Origin of the sequence: Shewanella sp. HL-SH5 (assembly GCF_051163755.1) — a bacterium.
In the GTDB taxonomy this organism is placed as follows: domain Bacteria; phylum Pseudomonadota; class Gammaproteobacteria; order Enterobacterales; family Shewanellaceae; genus Shewanella; species Shewanella glacialimarina.
Genome location: NZ_CP195038.1, coordinates 1,249,982 through 1,268,167, shown reverse-complemented (window position 1 = coordinate 1,268,167; position 18,186 = coordinate 1,249,982). Strand labels below are relative to the sequence as shown.

Genomic DNA, 18,186 nt, shown 5'->3' with positions numbered 1-18,186 from the left:
TAAACTTTGTAGCGCATTTGTTGCAAAAAAGTTTCCGTTAATCGTTCGGTAATTTGCAAAGATAGATAACTTTTGCTCAAAAACTCACATACGTAACCTTTGTCACAATGAAAAAAATACCACTAAAGGAATAGATGGGCATAGTTCACAAATCTTACATCATCACGCTGAACAAGTACTTAAGGTTGGCTACACTGTCCATAGGTAAAAACCATACGCTTTATAATGAATAGCATTTGAAGTGATAAGAATATTGCAGGGAAATACGATGAAACGATTAAATTTAAATACAACAGCAAAAGCTGTGTTCAGTGCAGGGATACTCTCATTTGCACTTATGGGTTGTGGCAGCGATGGAAAAGATGGTGAGAACGGTATTGATGGTCCTATAGGTACACCAATAAAATCTGCAACCAATATCAAAAGCACTATTACTGCAGCAGATGTCGACGAAAACAAACGACTTACTCTCAGCTTTAATCTTACCGATGCTAACGGTGCCGCTATTTTAGGCCTTACTCAAACAGACATTGCTACAATTTCTTTTGGCCGTGTTGGGGCGGCAACTGAACTGGGTGAAAATGAAATCGTGAGCCCTAATCCGGAACGTAAAATCTGGTTAAGTTACTTTAACAAAGATAAAGGAGAAGGTTACTTTACAGGTTCTAGCTATTTTGATGGCACAAAAAGTCAGTGCACTGATTGTTTTGTTGATAACAATAACGGCAGCTACTCAATTAAAATAGACAAAGCTATCGATACATTAGGTAAATATGACTATGTTGCCGATACGACAAATGGTGTCTATATATCAATCAAAACAACAAATAACTTATCAAAAACCATGGTCGACAATAGCTTCTTTTATTGGGTCCCCGAAACCAATGTGCAAGTTGACAAACCACTAAAAATACTTGCTAACGCTGACTGCCAAAGCTGTCACCGAGAAGGACAGGCGGGCGAGTTATCAATGCATGGCAGCAAGCATAATACTGAAGAAGCATGTTCATTTTGTCATACCGACTACAACCGATACCTCAAAGAAGATAAAGATTCTGCCGGTAATGTGATTGGTGAAGCATATGCATATGACGGTTCAATCAAAGGCATGGTTCATAGTATTCACACTAATTCACATGCTTCAACCGTGGGTGTATACCCGCAAATGACATCAAACTGTTTAACCTGCCATAACCCAAATCAAGAATTCAACCTAACTGATAGCTGGAAGGCAGATATAGATACCACATCTTGCTGGAGCTGCCATAGCCCTAGCCCAGCGGCTGAAGCTGCTGGGGCAAAGGCTTCACATCATCAAGGCGAAAACTGCTTTGCTTGTCATGGTGGTGAAGAACGGGGCCGTGGTGCAGAAGATGCTCACTATTCACTTAACAGCACCCACTTAGCATCAAGATTAAAAGTCACTTTCAACTCAATGACGGTTGCAGCTGATGAATCATCTATCACGGCTAATTTTACCGTTAAACATGGTTCAGAACTGGTTACCCTTAATCAAATTGACCCTCGTCCTTACAAATATGGTGGTTTTAATAGCGCGATTGTTATCAATGGTACTTTAGGCGATGACTTTTTGGTTAACTATCAAAAAGTTGGCATTAATACCTTTACTCAACAAAGTGATGGTTCTATCAATGCTTTAATTAGTGCAACCAGCTTCAATATCAAAACACTCATTGATGCTAAATCTACCATAGCACTGAGCAGCCAACTTCATGTCTGTTCTAAAAAAGGCGTTATTGCAGATTGTGTTGTAGATGACTTAAACCGAGCAGATGGCGATAGAAGCAAACAATATGCGCCATACCTTACCTCTGATACTTTCTACTACAACCTAGATGGCAGCACGGTTAACTCATCACCGCGCATGCAACACGCTAAGATGACTGACTGCCAACAATGTCATACCACAGAGATCACCCACCGTTATTCTAATGATCTTGATGGATGTGCATCTTGCCATAATGGTACACGGTCAAACTCAAACTTAGCTATCAAGGTACATGCTAAGCACTATGTTTATGACTCAAACGGTGATTTATTCTTCAAAAAAACCGAATGCCAAGCTTGTCATGGTGATGATGGATTCTCGATTCAGAACATCAAAACAACAGCATCGCCAGTCGCATTTGGTAAAGACAGTAATGGTGGCTTATTAGTGGTGTCACCGCAAACAGCTGCCTGTGTAAGTTGCCACTTACCGCCTTATGGATTAAGTGAATCAACGATTGGCCATATTGAAAGTAATGGCGGAGTGATTGGCACTATAAATCAACTTGGTGTTCCTGCCGCTGACTATGGGGCGATGAATGTTCAAGAGACATGTTCAACGTGTCATACGGATACTAGAATTCTTCAATCTCATTCAAATTGGGGCGGTCATTAACGGTTAACGTAAAGATAAAATGAAGCCGCTCGATAGAGCGGCTTTGCTATCTAAGGTTACATTTATGCGTGACTATATAGGCAATTAATATACCTCTTTATAAATAGAAAGACCGGCTTCACATAATGTAAAGACCGATGAAGATTTACTCGATTTAATAACGTAATCTTATTATTAACAACGTTTTCCAACATCGACTTAACTGAAAACAACACGCTTTGACGTAGAACGCAGAAAATACTGACAGTTAAGAATATGTTTTACCTTTACAGGGAAATATGATGAACACACAATACTCAAAAATAGCACTAATACTAGCCGCAACAACATTAACATTAGCGGGCTGTGGTGGTGGAGATGATGGTAAACCGGGCACACCAGGATTACCCGGCGGTGAGCCAGCTGCAGATATTAAAGTACTTAATTTAGATGTTACTAACGTCACTTATGTAGACGGTAAACCGGTTATCGATGTCTTTGCGACTAACGAACAAGATATGCCCATTATTGGTTTACAAGATTTAGGCATTACTGCAGCGCAATTAACGCCCGTTGGCGCCACAGGAGCAGGCAATAGTGCTCAATGGACGCGTACTGCTAGAGTGTCTGGCACAGCCAATTATACCGACTTGAAAAATGGTCATTATACTTTTACATTCGAAGTAGCTGGTTATAACCAAGCACTGACTCAACGTTATAATGTTTATGCGGGCGGACAAGGTTCCACCTTACTTAACGGTGTAACTGCGGTGCCTAGAAAAGAAATAGTCGAAGACTTCGACGGTAATGGCTATCAAGCACAGTACACCAAAAACATTGTGTCACATGCAACCTGTACAAGTTGCCATGCTGAGGATAAACCTTTAACCACTCGCCATAGTAATTATTACACCCAAGAAACGTGTGCAACTTGTCATAGCAGCTCGATGTCTATGGAAAGTCAATGGAATCATTTAGTTCACAATATTCATAACACCTCAAAAACCTTTACCGATAAAAACGGTAAAGAATACACAGGTGCAGCAGCTGAGCATTTAATCGAAAATAACTGCCAGTCTTGTCATGTAGAAGATGAAAATCTATCTGAGTGGCAAAATTGGTCTCGTATACCCACCATGGAAACCTGTACAAGTTGTCACGCTGACATTGACTTTAAAGCGGGTAATGGCCACTCACAACAACTCGATAATTCAAACTGTATTGCCTGTCATAACGCCAGCTGGACTGAAGAAATTCATACAAGTCCCTTCACCCAAAAAGCCGATTTTATTGACATGTATGGCATGAGCGCAACTTTGGTTGCTAACAAAGCTGTCCAAGATGACTTATCTGCAACACTATCAGTTACCATACTTGATACTAATGGGGCTAAGATTGATGCTAACACCTTAATTAGTAAAATTAAGCGCCTTGAAACTATCACTAACGTTGGCCCTAACTTCCCTATCATGGGATACAATCCAAATCCTGTTACAGGTTACAAAAAAGTCACTCAAGACCTAGTTAAAAGTGGCTTAGTTCAAGATAAGGTCACTATCCTTGATGGTGTATTGCGCTTCAATATCGCCAAACTTCCTTTTGGTGCCGGTGATACTGATACCGCATTCACTATTATTGGATTAGAAATGTGTAATGACGGCGTACAGGCGATTGACTGTGCTGACGGCGTGGCGACAACATCAATGAAAGCTGAACTAACCCATGGGACATTATCAGGGGCTGCGCCAAGTTATCGTCACACTGATTCGGTTAACTTCAGTACTTGCCAAAACTGTCATGGTAAAGCCTTTGAAATCCATAAAGGCCATCATGCTGGTTTTGTCATGACCGAACAATTAGGTCGTGAAGTCGATGGTAAAGTGATTATTGGAGTCGATGCTTGTGTTGCTTGTCATACACCGGATGGCACTTATGCTTCAGGCGCAAACCAGGGCGCTATTGAAATGAAGTTGCACAGTGTACATGGCGAACAGAGCATTATTAGTAACTGTACCCAATGTCACAATGACTTCAACCTTGATGCATTCAAGCTAAAAGGCGCATTAGCCACTGCCGGTGGTGGAGATAGTTACACAACGCCTATCACTGCAACCTGTGCTTCTTGTCATGGTTTTGACGAAATCAAAGCACACGCTGAAGGACAAGGCGCGGTAGTTAACGGATCTTACCAGCAAGCTAATGACGCTGCGCAACTTGAATTCTGTTTAGGTTGTCATGTCCCCAGCATTGAAAATCATGCTGCTATGAAGTTTTAAATTGCCCACAGGGAGAAGCTGATCATTTCTCCCTGACTTATTGGCAATGCGCTTAATGATTTAGCGATATAGCGCTTTTATGGACAAATTAGGAAGTCTACTTATGAAGACCAAAACAACATCTCAAATCTTGTTATCAGCCTTGTTTTCACTGGTGCTGCTAATGGGTTTAGTAAGCCCTGCTAGTGCAGCAAAATGGGATGAAAAAATGTCGCCAGCCGAAGTGGAAGCGACATTAGATACAAAATTTGCTGAAGGTAAATACTCACCTAAAGGTGCTGACTCTTGTTTAATGTGTCATAAGCGTTCAGAAAAGGTCATGGATCTTTTTAAAGGCGTACATGGTGCGATTGACTCCAGCAAAAGCCCTATGGCGGGTTTACAATGTGAAGCTTGTCATGGCCCACAAGGCTCGCATAACAAGGGTGGTAAAGAGCCGATGATAGCCTTTGGCCCAAACTCTACCCTGCCAGCAGATAAACAAAACAGTGTGTGTATGAGTTGTCACTTAGATGACAAACGCATGTCATGGAATACCAGCCACCATGATAATGCTGATGTTTCTTGTGCATCTTGTCACAGTGTTCATACAGCCAAAGATCCTGTGCTGTCTAAGCAAACGGAAATGGAAGTCTGTACAAGCTGTCACACTAAGCAAAAAACCGACATGAATAAACGCTCTAGCCACCCAATGAAGTGGAATCAAATGACCTGTAGTGATTGTCATAATCCACACGGTAGCTTAGCGGAGGCTGACTTAATTAAACCAAGCGTTAATGAAACCTGTTACGAGTGTCACACCGAAAAACGTGGCCCTAAACTTTGGGAACATGCTCCAGTGACCGAAAATTGCGTCAGTTGCCACAATCCTCACGGCAGCGTGAATGACGCCATGCTTAAAACCCGTGCACCGCAACTTTGTCAGCAATGTCATACCAGCGATGGCCATGCAAGTAACGCTTATTTAGGTAACACAGGTATGGGTTCAAGTGTGGGTGACAATGCATTTACAGGCGGACGCAGTTGCTTAAATTGTCACAGCCAGGTACATGGTTCTAACCATCCATCGGGTAAGCTATTACAGCGCTAGGGAGTTAACACTATGAAGTACAAATTAAACTTAATTACCCTCGCCTTATTAGCGCCAGCCAGCTTTACCGCTATGGCCGGAGGATATGGCTTAGCCAATGCTAATACTGATAATGTAAAATTTGATGCATGGGCTTGTAAAGGATGTGCTGTTGCAACTAGCACAACTGGCAGTATTGGCGTTGGTGTGGGTCATAACAGTCAAAGCGACATAAAGTCAGCTAATGCCTTCAAAAGTGATAATGAATTTGCAGGCAAGTTAGATGCCGATATCAATTATCGCGGTACCCAAGGTTATCGAGCACAGGTAGACGCTACCGATATTGGCATGGACAATGGTCGTGCTGATATTAATGTGGGTAAGCTGGGAACCTATAACCTAAATTTTAATTATCGCTCAATTGCTAGCTATAAAACCAATACCGCACAGACGCCCTACCAAGGCGTTGGTAGCAGTAATTTGACCTTACCCGACAACTGGGTAACCGCGGGTTCAAGCTCACAAATGCCTATGCTTTACTCAAGTTTAAATCCATTTGAATTATCACTTAAACGTGAAAAAACCGGTTTAGGCATTGAATACCAAACGGAGTCACTGTTCACAACCTTTGTTAATTATGAGCGTGAAGATAAAACGGGTCTTAAGCAAGCATCGGGGAGTTTTTTCAACCAATCTATCATGCTACCGCAGCCAGTGGATTACACCACAGACACACTAGAAGCCGGTATTAAGCTTAAAGGTGACAATTGGTTTACTAGCTTAAACTACAATGGTTCATCATTTAAAAATGCTAACAACCAATTAAGTTATGACAGTACCTTTAACCCTACCTTTGGTGCTCAAACACGTGGTTACATGTCATTAGACCCAGATAATGAAGCCCATAGCGTATCACTTATGGGTCAGTTCAATGACTCTGTGACTGCGGTATCGGGTCGCTTAATGCTGGGGCAAATGAGTCAAGATCAAGAATTTGTCACATCAGGTTACGGATATCAGCTGCCAGCAGAGTCATTAGATGCTAGCGTTGATATAACAGGCTTAAACTTAAAAGCTGTCAGCAGAATTAGCCGTACGCTAAGAGTGAATGGCAGTTATGATTACAGCGACAGAGAAAACAACACTCAAATTGAGCAGTGGACTCAAATTAGTATCAATAATGTTAACGGTCAAGTGGCTTACAATACGCCCTATGATCACACTTCACATCGAGCTAAGTTAGGTGCTGACTATCGTATCAACTATGGTATTAAATTAGATGGGGGTTATGAATTCAAACGTGATGAGCGAAGCTATCAAGATCGTGAAATCACTGACGATAATAACCTTTGGGCCCGTATTCGTGTCAATAGTTTCGATAATTGGGACATGTGGGTTAAAAGCAGCTTTAGCCAACGTGATGGTTCAGACTATGAAGTCTCTGAATGGACATCACAAGAGCAGAATCAATTACTGCGTAAATACTATCTTGCTGACAGGGACAGAAGTCAGGTTGAAGCGCGTGTAAGTCATACGCCAATTGATGAGCTAATTATCGATTTTGGTGCGCGTTATGCACTTGATGATTACACCAATACCGAAATCGGTTTAACTGAATCTAAAGACACCAGTTACGACGCAAACTTAAGCTATATGTTCAGTGCTGATGTGATGCTAAATGCATTTTATAATCATCAAGTTATCGAGTCAGCTCAATCGGGTAGCAGTAACTTCGCTACCGCTACTTGGCAGGCTAATATTGAAGATGTGATTGATGTAATGGGTGCAGGGCTAAGTTACAACAACTTAATGGATAGCCGTTTGCGCCTAGGCCTAGACTACACCTACTCAGATTCGGATAGCACCACACAGGTTAGGCAAGGTATAACCGGCGACTATGGTGATTACTTTGCCAAAGTGCATAATGTTAACCTTTATGCGCAGTATCAAGCTACTGACAAAATGGGTTTACGTTTAGACTATAAAATTGAAAAGTACCTAGATAATGATGCCGCCAACGACATCGCCCCAGATGCTATTTGGAATATCGTTGGCTTTGGTAGTAATAGCCATGACTATACAGCACATATGATCATGCTAAGTATGAGCTATAAGCTATAACGACTGTGGGAATAGAAACTAACTAAGTTAGAACCTAAAATTAGAACAATAAATAAGCGAAAAAACGCTAATCTACCATCAAGATTAGCGTTTTTTTGTAAAGCTCTTGCATTACACCATCAATTAACATTATATTAACAAATGAATTATCTTGTGATTGAAATTTGGGCAAATGGAACTTGCCTAGATTTATTTATGCCTTTAAACCGAGCCAAGTTTTGGATTGAAATTAATCAGTTTTTCTCGCAACACATCCGCTTCTGTTGATAATCCACAATGAGATAACAGCAAACAAGCACACTCTGCGGTACACAAGCCTCCTTCAATTTGATTTCTTCTTAAACTAAAAATCGATGGGAGTTCATTCACTAGGGTAATCTTAGTCAATTGATGCAAATAATCACTTCGATTATATATTTTACGTGCTTCTTGCCATGTTGAATCAATAATAATCACATGGCTAAATTCGGCTAACCTGTGTGCATTGTCATTATCGATATCAATAAAACGTTGCAGCGGAGCTTGAATATCATTTAATGTCGAGTGTTCTTGTTTGGGAAATAATAAGCCTACCTGCTTAGTCGCTAACTTATCGAGTAAATAAGGATTGGGGTTAACTCTATCCCACACAATAACCTTAACTTGACCCAACATCACCTCGAGAACCAACTTACCCGTATTGGTTTTACGGTCTAACTCTCGTTGATGGCTGAGTAATATAATGTTCATTTGACCCTTTACGTATTTCTGGTGCGTAGGAAGTAAAGCGCTGTTACTGTTATCGCAAGTACAATGGTTGTTAATGTTGAAGTTGTTCATCAATAAAGCTACACCATTCATCGCTATTACGTTGGGGGACTGACTTGTCCCCTCTTATCCTTAGCTTAAATTCAATCACACTTTGCCATTCTTCACTGCCAATATCAGGCCCATGGCCTTGACCATCACCCGAGGTTAACTGTGCTTCAACCTGTTGATACCAGACATCTGAGCATTGTATTTGAGTGGTATGAGTATTTTCATCCGCTGTGTGAAATGATAGCGCTTTAGAAGTGTTTGAATCAGTACACCCCAATAATAAAAATGTCATTAAAAAGCATGCTTTCTTAAAATAGCGCATAAATCACCCCTATATTACTAACGTAATAATGCCAATAAATCATCAGCACTGCCTTTCCAAGGGCCTTTTTGGCCATCGGAAAGAATAGAGTCTGCTAGCCCTTGCTTATGCTGCTGCATGGCTTGGATTTTCTCTTCCACTGTGCCCTCAGCAATTAACTTATACACAAAAACGGGGTTTTGCTGACCAATGCGATACGCCCTATCGGTTGCCTGGCGCTCTGCTGCTGGGTTCCACCAAGGATCATAATGGATCACAGTATCAGCCGCCGTTAAGTTAAGCCCTGTACCACCCGCTTTTAAGCTAATTAAAAAGACTGAGTTATCACCTTCTTGGAAGGCATCAATCTGATTTTGGCGCTGTTTGGTTTGGCCGGTTAACTTACTGTAACTAATACCCAATACGTTAAGTTCTTGCTCTATTAGCGTTAACATTGAGGTAAACTGACTAAAAATAAGTACTTTACGCCCTTCTTCTAACATTTCTGGCAAGTTTTGCACTAACCAGTTCAGCTTGGCGTTGTCTGTGACTTTTTGAGCTTGTTCTAATTTCACTAACCTAGGATCACAACAGGCCTGACGCAGCTTTAATAACGCATCTAAAAACTCAATGTGGCTACTCGACACGCCTTTTTTAGCAAATAATTCACGCAGCTTCTTTTCCATCACAAGACGAATTGACTCGTACAAATTACGTTGATCTTTTTCAAGTTCCAATGACTGGATAATTTCAGTTTTTTCTGGCAGCTCAGCAACCACCTGCTTTTTAGTCCGTCTTAACATAAACGGGGAAATACGCTTACTCAATAAGGTCGACTTATCGGCATCACCTTGCTTCTCAATCGGCCCTCTAAACTCTTTATTAAAGTAAGTATGTTGACCAAGCAACCCAGGTAAGCAAAAGTCCATTAATGATTTTAGTTCGCCTAAGTGGTTTTCCAGTGGCGTACCTGACAAACACAATCTAAAACGTCCTTTCAAGGTTTTAATCACTTGAGTCACTTTAGCTTGGGCATTTTTAATCTGTTGAGCCTCATCTAATATAATGTGCTCAAAAACATGTTCATGGTAAATATCTTCATCACGCATAATTAATGGGTAAGTGGTCACTATCACATCGTACTGTTCTAGCTTGTTTAACCATTGATGGCGTTGACTGCCATGGATCACTATAACTTTCAAACTAGGAGTAAACTTTTCAGCTTCTTTTTGCCAGTTACCCACCAGGCTGGTAGGACAAATAATCAAGCTGGGTTTACGATCATTAACGGCAGTGTGCTGTTTCACATACAATAAAAATGCTAGCGCCTGAACCGTTTTACCCAGTCCCATGTCATCGGCCAAAATACCCCCTAGTTGGTATTCCTTCAAGAAACACAGCCAGTCTACGCCCTGCTTTTGGTAATCACGTAAAGTGGCATTTAAGCCTTGGGGTAATTCAATCGGCGTAATGCCGTTAAAAGAAGCTAACTTGCTGGCAAGTAAACGTATCCGCTCGCCATTGAGTAAGCGTACTTCACTGGCGGTAAGATCATTTAACAAATGAGCACGATTGCGTGGAATTTGAATTGCATCGGTAGAGTTGCGATTAAATAACTCTTGGATCACTGAGATCAATGGCTTAATTGATTTGGCTTTAATTTTAATAAAGCGACCATTATCACTGGGTAATATCAGCTCTTGTTCGTCATCGGGTTCACCATGTTGCTGTAACCATTTTGCTACCAGCGCTAATAATGAAATACGCTGGCCATCAATATCGGCATTTAGCGACAACGAAAACCAACCTGACTCATCTTCATCGACAAGATCGACCGCCAGCTCGGCATCAATAATATGTAAGTCAAAGTCATTATCAAACCGAACATCAAATCCTTTTTCGATAAGGTCCTCAGCTCCATCAGTTGATAATTCAGCCCAGGCCAAAATGGCTTCGGGCAATAAACCTTGGCTTAAAAAATAGCGTTTGTTCTGACTTAAATCTAAAAGCTCATTTAACACAGGAAATAAATTCAGTTGATGCAATTCACTCAAATGCTGCTTTTCAAACTCAACCTGGCGATGGACTTGATATTGCACATTACTTTTTTTGAACAAACTGATGTGTTCAAACTGCTCACTGGCATCGAAACGAATATCGCCATAACAAAATTCAACCCTTATTGCAGGCTGCTTTAACAGGCTATCAGTGCGATTAATCAAACAAAATGTCAGCCGAGTTTTCAGGGCTTGGCTAATTTCTTTAAATTCAATTTCACTCGGAATGGGCACTATCTTAGACGGGAAATGTTTTAATAAAGCATGGCTTATTACATCCAACTTACCTTTGGGTACCGGTGGCATTTTTTGCAATAAAGTGAGTCGACTAACCGACAAGTCTGTATCAATTTGCCCTAGCTTTAAATAGTCGAGTTCGATAAACAATGGCGGCTCAGTCGCAATAAACTCCCAGTTATTTAATCCTGGCATGGTCATCTGCATTTGAGTATGGTTTTTTTCCATATCGGCCCATATAAACTCAGGGGTAATGCCGTCACAGGAAACTAGCGGGAATCGGTTATCTTCCCAAAAAGCCACATCAGCTTGCATCATTTTCATTAAGGCTAAATAGCCAATTTCGCCTTCAAGGTAAACCTTGTTACCTTGCAAATTATTGGCAAATAATAACCCTATAATTTGCTTGTCTTCAGGGCCTACCCACCAAGGCAAATGTAAACGTAAGTCACTAATAGTGAGTTTACTGCCGCGGTTATACATGCCCTTTTTATTCAGCTTGCTACTTTTTAACTCAACATACACGCCTTGGGGATCACTTGATAAACAGTAAATAATACGTTCTAGAACCTCTTCCTCATCAGAATTAGCATGAAGTTTATCTAATCCATCTAGTTGGGTTAACCACTGGGAAACCCTTTGTTCTTCAACCGGTTTATTATCTATTAGTGCTAACAAGGCTGCGGCAACATGTTTACAGTCTCGTCTCACGGGGCAGGTGCAATAAGAGCGCATAATTACTTTGTGATTCACATTGACTAGGCTAATGTCTTGTCGATACGGCTCATCCGCAGCACCTTGGGTATAGGCTTCTATATTGTGGTTGTCGTGGCTAGCAGTCACTTCCAGCACACGCCCCTGGATCAAGTAGTTTTGCGCCTTTTGAATTTGAATAGCGGTAAACAATTTAGCCAATAATTCATGAGATAACTTGATAGGAAGATTAAACAGTTTAGCCGACATTCATTACACCCAGGTGCGCCGCTGAAAATGGTCAAGATAGCGGCAAAAAAGTTAACTTGCCATTTTATGGAAGAATCACGCTAATATCTATATAAATCGAGATTATCTGCGCTAGCGAACAAGTATTTTTGTCGTTACAATCCTGTTTTTAAAACCATATTAGCTGAAATAGATCATATGAAACTCAGTCATCGCTTATCCAATATCGTCAAAATGATCACCCCACAATATGTGCATGTCTGGGATTGTTGCTGCGACCACGGGTTATTAGGTGCTGAGATACTCAATCAAAAACTGGCAACGACAACCCACTTTGTGGATATCGTCCCCGAGCTTATGCAGCAAGTTGAACACAAGCTGCAATTATTTTACCCACTCACTACATACGCAACTGACAAAGCTGACACAGCACAGCATTGGCAAGTGCATTGTTTAGATGTAGCGCAAATGCCATTAAATAATTATCAAGGTCGACAACTGGTGATTATTGCGGGTGTGGGTGGGGATTTAATGCTACAAATGGTTCAACAATTGATATACACGCATCCGTCATTAAGCTTAGATTTTTTACTTTGCCCAGTACATCATGTCGCAAAACTCAGAGCCATGCTCAATGCCAACCATTGCCAATTGATTGATGAGCAACTTATCAGCGAAAACCGCCGTTATTATGAGTTACTTTACGTCACTCGGCCGGCAACTAACCTGGTAAAACAAACATTAGCGCCATTGATAAGCTTGTTTGGCAATAAGATTTGGCAAAGTGATTGCGCTGAGCAATCGATTGTTATCGAGCGTTACCTAAAGAATGTGCTTATTCATTATAGAAAAACAGCCAACAGTAAATCGGCAATGGATATCAGCTTATATGAAGGCTATCAGCACATCGCCGACAGCCTTCAGCTAGCGTCTGAAGTCTAAAGACTAATCGTTAACATCTCGCTATTAACTCAGTGCTTGCTCTATGTCATCAATCAGATCTTGCACATTTTCAAGACCCACTGAAATTCTTAACAGATTGTCTGTGATCCCAGCTGCCATTCTTGCTTCGGGAGAATAAGGAGAATGAGTCATCGACGCTGGGTGCTGAATAAGTGATTCGGCATCGCCCAAGCTAACGGCAATGGTAAACAGGCCTAAACGATTAACAAATTTCATCGCATCTTGCTTGTCACCCTTGAGTTCAAAGGCAATAACGCCGCCAGCACGCTTCATTTGAGTGCCAATGAACTTATGCCCAGCATGTTTGGCTAAACCAGGATAAAACACCTTGCCAAAGGCGGGATGTTTATCTAAATATTCAGCCAGAACTTCTGCATTGTCACAATGACGCGTTAAACGCACATCTAAGGTTTTTAAACCGCGTAAAATTAACCATGCATCATGCGGTGATATCACTCCACCAAAGTCTTTCAGTATTTCATATTTAAGTTTATGTAAATGCTCACTACTGCCACACACTATGCCGGCTATGACATCACCATGACCATTAAGGTATTTAGTCGCGCTGTGGATCACCATATCGATCCCCATTGCCAGCGGTTGCTGCAATAAAGGCGTCATAAAGGTGTTATCAACAATCGATACTAGGTTATGTTTTTTAGCGATTTGAGCCATTGCCGCTAAATCAAACACATCTAAATGCGGATTTACCGGTGTTTCACAAAAAAGTACTTTAGTTTGCGGGGTAATCGCCGCTTCTATCGCCGCTAAATCAGCAAAATCAACTAGGGTGGCTTTTATGCCTAAACGGTTCAGCTGGATTGTCATTAATGCAAAGGTACAGCCGTAAACCGCCTTAGAAGCCACTAAATGATCACCGGCTTGCAAGTGGGTAAGTAAAGCACTTGATACCGCCGCCATACCTGAGGCACACGCAGCGGCGTCTTCAGCGCCTTCTAGCAGTGCCATCTTACGTTCAAGCTCTGAAGTGGTGGGATTACCTAAACGAGTATAAATATAGCCAGCTTCGTCTCCCGCAAAGCGTGCTCCACCTTGTTCTACGTTATCAAATACAAATGTGGCACTTTGGTAAAGCGGGGTAACTAACGCGCCAAAGGCTTCACGCTGATGACCACCATGAATCGCTAATGTCGCCAAATTCCATTTGGCTTGCTTGTTATCTTGCATCTTGTTCTCCTAGCTCACTTTAGTTGTAGTAGTTTTAAGGTAGTGAGCCAATTTAAGATACAGTGGAATAAGATATAACCAATATGGATAAGCAAAATAGTTTCGGGCAAGATGTAAATACAATGTTACATAACCTAGATTATAGCGATATGAGTAGAGCATGTTACTGATTAAAGCCTAAGTTAACTCAAGCCTTCACCACATATCTGATGCTTTGAACTAAAAGCAACAAATTAATAGCTTTAGACTAAACAATTTAGGGTAAAGCCTGAGCCACAAGATATAAAATAAGTTTAGATCCGTCGCCAAATCTCGGTCTCTTTTAACACACCATTTTCAACGCGCTTTGTATGCAGTCGGTTTTGCTTAAATTGATATTCAAACTTAAAGCTTTCACCCTCAGACACTCCAAAAGAATTAAGTACCGGTTTTTCGATATAAAATTGATCAGTTAGTTGATAGGTTCCGGTTCCCGCAGCCCAAAATTGTTTAGAACCCTGGACAGACTTCATCGTGGTAAAACTGAAATGACTTTTAGATATTATTTTGATCGAAGTAAAATGCAGACTTTTATAATCGACCCATTGCTGCTTGTCATCAAGATATTGACCTGACACTAGCTGCCATGTACCGATTAATGGATTAGATTCAACGTGATCCTGTTCAGCATAAAACACTTCAAGCTGAGTATTTAACGGAATAGCTTGCCCCGTTTGAGCCATAGTCAGGCTGACAAGGATAAGTAATAAACTGTAGCGACTAGCAGATAATAGAACATTTGAAGATGAGAGAACAGATTTGATATGCATAACACTACTTCCTTATAGCATTGATCATAAATAGGGTGTGAAGATTAACTAGCTCGCAGCATACTTTAAAATGATGAACAGTAAATTACACTAAAGTCTGCAAATCAATCTGTGTGTTAAAAGTAAATTGAGCTGATAAGTAAATCAATTACCGCGTACTGACTAGTGAGTCAGCTAATCGAAGCATCCCCTCGTCAATCGATACCAGAGGTTGATAACCTAAGTCTTTTTTAGCGGCGCTAATATCAAAATAATGACTGGTTGATAACTGCTTAGCGACAAACTTGGTCATGATTGGTTCTTCGGCTTTATTTAATGCCAAATAAACAGATTCAAGCAAGGCGCCTACAGCATAAGCTAATCCCGCTGGTACTCGCTTACTCACCGGAGGTAAATCAACACAGGCTAATATTTTATTGAGCATTTGCGCCATGGTAATAGGTTGATCATTACTGAGAAAATACGCTTTACCCGCAGATTTTGCCGCTGAGGTTAAATCAACCGCCGCTAGAAGATGCGCATAGGCCGCATTGTCGACATAAATAGTATCAACTAACTTATCCTGCTTGCCGACCAGCTTTAAACGCCCTGCTTTGGCTCGCTCAATCACCCGTGGGACAAGATGGGGATCATTCGGCCCCCAGATAAGATGCGGTCTTAATGCGGTCGTTTTTAAGCTTGGACTATTGGCCGCTAGCATCATTTTTTCAGCAATCGCCTTAGACTCACCGTAATAATTTAAATAGCTTTTGGCATAGGGTGCCTGTTCATTGATACCATTCTCATCCTCACCGGCAAAGGTCACACTTGGGGTGCTGGTATAAATTAAGTATTGAATATTTAATCGTTGGCAGGCGTTAATAATGTTATCTGCGCCATCAACATTAGGTGAAAAATAACTCTGTTTACTGCCCCAAACTCCAGCCTTAGACGCCACATGGAATACCAGATCACAGCCTTGCATCGCCTCAGTCACTTGCTCAGGGTTAGCAATATCGCCTTGAATTAAGTGCACGCCCATCTGAGTTAATTTAGGGTAATCACTTCTTGCAAAACCCACCACGGCAATACCTGCGGCAATGAGTCGTTTACAGATAGCAAAACCTAAAAAACCACCCGCACCGGTGACAAAAACCTTCGCCACCTTTTGCTTGAGTTGATTTAGTGTAATCTGCTCTTCAATTGGATAATCTGTCAGCATAGTGTGTTGTTCAAACATTATTCTTTCCATTCTTTTTGAGCCCAAACTGCTAATTTTTCACGAAATATTTTAGCATTATGACGCACATCAACCGGGAATTCTGGATGAATTAAAAAGCGGCTTATCCCCTGGGTATGTGGATGAGCATTAGCAAGTTCGAGTAGGGCTTGATACAGCACTTTGGAGGTTGAGCACACCACCCCTTTATTCAGTTCTATACATAAGAGTGGCACAATACTGCCATCAATAGTCACTGGCACTAACGCTGAACGTTTCACTTGCTCATGGGTATTAAATACGCGCTCGCAAGGGATAGAAAAATACCGTTTTTCAAATTGGCCCTTCACGCTTGCATCGACTCTGTGGGCTTTTCGGCCGCACATCCACAGTTGGTTATTCTCATCAAGGTAGCCAACATCACCCATTCGGTGATGCATCTGCGTGCCGTCTTGTATTTTTGCCCCTGCGGTGGCGCTATCACGTTGATAGTAGGCCTGGCTAACCATGGCGCCTTTCACCACAATTTCGCCTATTTGATTAGCGGGTAATATTAAATCATCTGTCCAGTGCGCGATGGGTTGCTCAATAATATCGATAATCGCTATTTCAACACCTTCAATAGCCTGTCCAACACAAATGCCTGCACCTTGATCGGTTTTATCAGTTGTAGTGAATAATGCGCTGCTAGCAATTTTACTGATGGGCAACGACTCGGTCGCGCCATAGGAATTAAGCACTTCAACGTCAGGCTCAAGCATATTGCTGAAACGTTTGATAGATGAAATGGTTGCTGGCGCGCCGGCTGAAATAACCCGCTTTATCGAGGTGAGCTTATGTTGAGTTTGCTCGCCAGCCTGGCCTAATCGCTCAAGAAGTGCGGGGTTAACAAACATATTGCTACATTGATATTGCGTGATTGCCGCAAATAAGTGTTTCGGCTCAGCCGTAATGGGCTTACTGGCATCCATGTCTGGCACAATTGAAGCCATGCCTAAGGCGGGGCCAAATAATGAAAACAGCGGAAAAGTGGCTAAGTCGCGTTCGCCAACGCTAATGCCATAGTCATTTCTTAAGGCACTTATTTGGGCCTCAAACATTTTATGGCTGTAAACCACGCCTTTGGGCGTGCCGGTACTGCCACTGGTAAACAGAATTGCGGCCATGTCATCTTCGGCTAATTTAACCATAGGATAACGATTGTACTGGGTACCATTAACCTGTTTTAACGACTCAATACTGAGGCAACCCGCTAGCCAGCGCTCAACGCGATTACCGCCAACATTAATGCAATACTTGACTGATTTTTTACCCCAACCGAGTACACGTCTTGCTATATGGGCTTTAGGTATACCAATAAAGGCATCAGGTTTAGCTTCAATAAAGCATTGCTTTAGATTGTTAATCCCCATACCTGGGTCGACTAAAATGGGAATAATACCGGCTTTAAAAAGTGCAAAAGTAAGATTGAAAAAAGCAATACTTGGCGTCACCATTAATACCGCTTTCATGCCCTGTTGAATGCCAGCGGCGTTCAGCTTATAGGCCATCTCATCGGATTGTTTATTCAGTTCGGCAAAGGTTAACTCTTGATATTGATACTGGCCGTTGCTTTTAGCCTGTTGCACTGCAACCGCTAATAAATCAGGACTGTGCATAGCGGCATTCACTAAATGCTGACACAAATTAGCATATTCAGTTACTGAGTTAGGCTGCGTGTGCTGATCCGCTGTTGGATCTGGCAAAGATGTTGAGTTAGTCATAAATAGCTGAGTTACTTAATCAAAGTGGAATAAAAATAATGCCAATTAAATCAATTTGCCGTTATTACCGATAAAAATTCT

At 41.5% G+C, this 18,186-nt stretch carries 12 protein-coding genes; 5 read left to right on the top strand and 7 right to left on the bottom strand.

The features are described 5' to 3' along the window. Positions 1-268 precede the first annotated feature (268 nt). The 4 genes from ACRWQM_RS05485 (at position 269) to ACRWQM_RS05470 (ending at position 7,849) form a co-directional block, all read left to right on the top strand. Positions 269-2,404, top strand: coding sequence for a multiheme c-type cytochrome (locus tag ACRWQM_RS05485; RefSeq protein ID WP_434931509.1), 2,136 nt, complete (start codon positions 269-271; stop codon positions 2,402-2,404). 278 nt (positions 2,405-2,682) lie between these two features. After that, the gene (locus tag ACRWQM_RS05480) at positions 2,683-4,659 is read left to right on the top strand and encodes an OmcA/MtrC family decaheme c-type cytochrome (protein WP_434931508.1); all 1,977 of its coding nucleotides are present in this window, start codon (positions 2,683-2,685) and stop codon (positions 4,657-4,659) included. A 103-nt stretch (positions 4,660-4,762) separates the two neighbouring features. Continuing rightward, complete coding sequence (locus tag ACRWQM_RS05475) at positions 4,763-5,749, top strand: DmsE family decaheme c-type cytochrome (protein WP_434926676.1); 987 nt, start codon at positions 4,763-4,765, stop codon at positions 5,747-5,749. Positions 5,750-5,761: 12 nt separating this feature from the next. Beyond that, positions 5,762-7,849: an MtrB/PioB family decaheme-associated outer membrane protein gene (locus ACRWQM_RS05470; RefSeq protein WP_434931507.1), complete on the top strand. Its 2,088-nt coding sequence runs from the start codon at positions 5,762-5,764 to the stop codon at positions 7,847-7,849. Positions 7,850-8,050: 201 nt separating this feature from the next. On the opposite strand, the gene ACRWQM_RS05465 is transcribed toward ACRWQM_RS05470, so the two are convergent. Genes ACRWQM_RS05465 through ACRWQM_RS05455 form a run of 3 tightly spaced genes read right to left on the bottom strand, consistent with a single transcriptional unit; the run spans position 8,051 to position 12,205 of the window. Next, a complete protein-coding gene (locus ACRWQM_RS05465) occupies positions 8,051-8,668 on the bottom strand; it encodes a tRNA-uridine aminocarboxypropyltransferase (protein ID WP_434931506.1) in 618 nt (205 codons plus the stop codon). Further along, positions 8,649-8,969: a hypothetical protein gene (locus tag ACRWQM_RS05460; RefSeq protein ID WP_434931505.1), complete on the bottom strand. Its 321-nt coding sequence runs from the start codon at positions 8,967-8,969 to the stop codon at positions 8,649-8,651. Before ACRWQM_RS05460 ends, ACRWQM_RS05465 begins: the two co-directional genes overlap by 20 nt. Before the next feature lie 17 nt (positions 8,970-8,986). Beyond that, a complete protein-coding gene (locus ACRWQM_RS05455) occupies positions 8,987-12,205 on the bottom strand; it encodes an SNF2-related protein (RefSeq protein ID WP_434931504.1) in 3,219 nt (1,072 codons plus the stop codon). A 177-nt stretch (positions 12,206-12,382) separates the two neighbouring features. Between ACRWQM_RS05455 and ACRWQM_RS05450 the strand changes: the two genes are divergently transcribed. Continuing rightward, a complete protein-coding gene (locus ACRWQM_RS05450) occupies positions 12,383-13,126 on the top strand; it encodes a tRNA (adenine(22)-N(1))-methyltransferase (protein ID WP_434931503.1) in 744 nt (247 codons plus the stop codon). A 24-nt stretch (positions 13,127-13,150) separates the two neighbouring features. Here ACRWQM_RS05450 and ACRWQM_RS05445 read toward each other — a convergent pair whose 3' ends face one another. The 4 genes from ACRWQM_RS05445 to oleC form a co-directional block, all read right to left on the bottom strand. Continuing rightward, a complete protein-coding gene (locus ACRWQM_RS05445; RefSeq protein ID WP_434931502.1) occupies positions 13,151-14,335 on the bottom strand; it encodes a trans-sulfuration enzyme family protein in 1,185 nt (394 codons plus the stop codon). Positions 14,336-14,628: 293 nt separating this feature from the next. Continuing rightward, positions 14,629-15,144 (bottom strand): hypothetical protein, encoded by a 516-nt coding sequence (locus ACRWQM_RS05440; RefSeq protein WP_434931501.1) that lies wholly within the window; start codon positions 15,142-15,144, stop codon positions 14,629-14,631. Positions 15,145-15,292: 148 nt separating this feature from the next. Beyond that, positions 15,293-16,363, bottom strand: a complete 1,071-nt coding sequence (oleD, locus tag ACRWQM_RS05435; RefSeq protein WP_434931500.1) for a 2-alkyl-3-oxoalkanoate reductase — start codon at positions 16,361-16,363, stop codon at positions 15,293-15,295. Next, complete coding sequence (gene oleC / locus ACRWQM_RS05430) at positions 16,363-18,105, bottom strand: olefin beta-lactone synthetase (RefSeq protein ID WP_434931499.1); 1,743 nt, start codon at positions 18,103-18,105, stop codon at positions 16,363-16,365. Before oleC ends, oleD begins: the two co-directional genes overlap by 1 nt. Positions 18,106-18,186: the final 81 nt, after the last annotated feature.

Excerpts from the sequence above, each read along its gene's own strand:
- ACRWQM_RS05485 (WP_434931509.1), top strand. The coding sequence starts at position 269 with ATGAAACGATTAAATTTAAATACAACAGCAAAAGCTGTGTTCAGTGCA.
- ACRWQM_RS05480 (WP_434931508.1), top strand. The coding sequence starts at position 2,683 with ATGATGAACACACAATACTCAAAAATAGCACTAATACTAGCCGCAACA.
- ACRWQM_RS05475 (WP_434926676.1), top strand. The coding sequence starts at position 4,763 with ATGAAGACCAAAACAACATCTCAAATCTTGTTATCAGCCTTGTTTTCA.
- ACRWQM_RS05470 (WP_434931507.1), top strand. The coding sequence starts at position 5,762 with ATGAAGTACAAATTAAACTTAATTACCCTCGCCTTATTAGCGCCAGCC.
- ACRWQM_RS05465 (WP_434931506.1), bottom strand. The coding sequence starts at position 8,668 with ATGAACAACTTCAACATTAACAACCATTGTACTTGCGATAACAGTAAC.
- ACRWQM_RS05460 (WP_434931505.1), bottom strand. The coding sequence starts at position 8,969 with ATGCGCTATTTTAAGAAAGCATGCTTTTTAATGACATTTTTATTATTG.
- ACRWQM_RS05455 (WP_434931504.1), bottom strand. The coding sequence starts at position 12,205 with ATGTCGGCTAAACTGTTTAATCTTCCTATCAAGTTATCTCATGAATTA.
- ACRWQM_RS05450 (WP_434931503.1), top strand. The coding sequence starts at position 12,383 with ATGAAACTCAGTCATCGCTTATCCAATATCGTCAAAATGATCACCCCA.
- ACRWQM_RS05445 (WP_434931502.1), bottom strand. The coding sequence starts at position 14,335 with ATGCAAGATAACAAGCAAGCCAAATGGAATTTGGCGACATTAGCGATT.
- ACRWQM_RS05440 (WP_434931501.1), bottom strand. The coding sequence starts at position 15,144 with ATGCATATCAAATCTGTTCTCTCATCTTCAAATGTTCTATTATCTGCT.
- oleD (WP_434931500.1), bottom strand. The coding sequence starts at position 16,363 with ATGTTTGAACAACACACTATGCTGACAGATTATCCAATTGAAGAGCAG.
- oleC (WP_434931499.1), bottom strand. The coding sequence starts at position 18,105 with ATGACTAACTCAACATCTTTGCCAGATCCAACAGCGGATCAGCACACG.